1 protein-coding gene is annotated in these 812 nt (G+C 47.9%); it reads left to right on the top strand.

Features of this window, described 5'->3' with window-relative positions:
• Positions 1–747, top strand: a 747-nt coding sequence (locus LGZ99_RS25080; protein WP_262979862.1) for a S49 family peptidase, incomplete at its 5' end; no start/stop codon positions are given.
• Positions 748–812: the final 65 nt, after the last annotated feature.

The following is an 812-nucleotide window of genomic DNA, read 5'->3' as shown; positions in this document are numbered from 1 at the left end:
ATCACGCGGATTAATGCCATGTCAGATTGGGACGATGACGGCAGTTTTTCACGTCCTAAAAACGATGCCGGTTATGACGTTGTTGAAGGCATTGCCGTGATACCGATTCAAGGAACGCTGGTACAAAAATTGGGTTCGCTACGTCCTTATAGCGGCATGACGGGTTATGACGGTATCAGGCAATCCTTTCTTACTGCGCTTTATGATCCTGAAGTTAATGGCATCTGTTTAGATATCGACTCACCGGGCGGAGAAGTGGCCGGGTGCTTTGACTTAGTGGATGAGATTTATTCAGCACGCGGAACAAAGCCGATTCACGCTATTTTATCCGAAAACGCTTACTCTGCTGCTTATGCGTTAGCAAGTGCCGCTGACAAAATCCATGTTCCCCGGACTGGCGGGGTCGGTTCAATCGGGGTGATTGTCATTCACTGCGATTGGTCGCAACGGATTAAAGAAGATGGTCTGCAAGTGACAATAATTACTTATGGAGACCGCAAAGCTGAAAGTAATCCGTATGTGCCGTTAACTGAACAGGCCCGCGGTGCAATACAGGATGACGTAGACGTGATGGGAAAACTGTTTGTGAGTACGGTTGCCCGGAACCGGGGCATTTCTGAAAAAACGATTCGTGACACTCAAGCGGCATGTTTTTTGGCTGTTGAGGGTGTTGGTCTGGGATTAGCTGACGAGGTTATCACGCCCGATGCGGCATTCCGAAAATTACTGAGTGAATCAGGAGCTTAATAGATGGCTAGTTTGAAATTCGCCCACTTGCTGGGTCTCAAAAAATCAGCGTCAGAAGAAGATGA

This window comes from Photorhabdus temperata (genome assembly GCF_025384845.1).
GTDB lineage: Bacteria > Pseudomonadota > Gammaproteobacteria > Enterobacterales > Enterobacteriaceae > Photorhabdus > Photorhabdus temperata.
The sequence above is the reverse complement of the archived record's forward strand: the minus strand, read 5'-3'. Positions and strand labels throughout refer to the sequence as shown.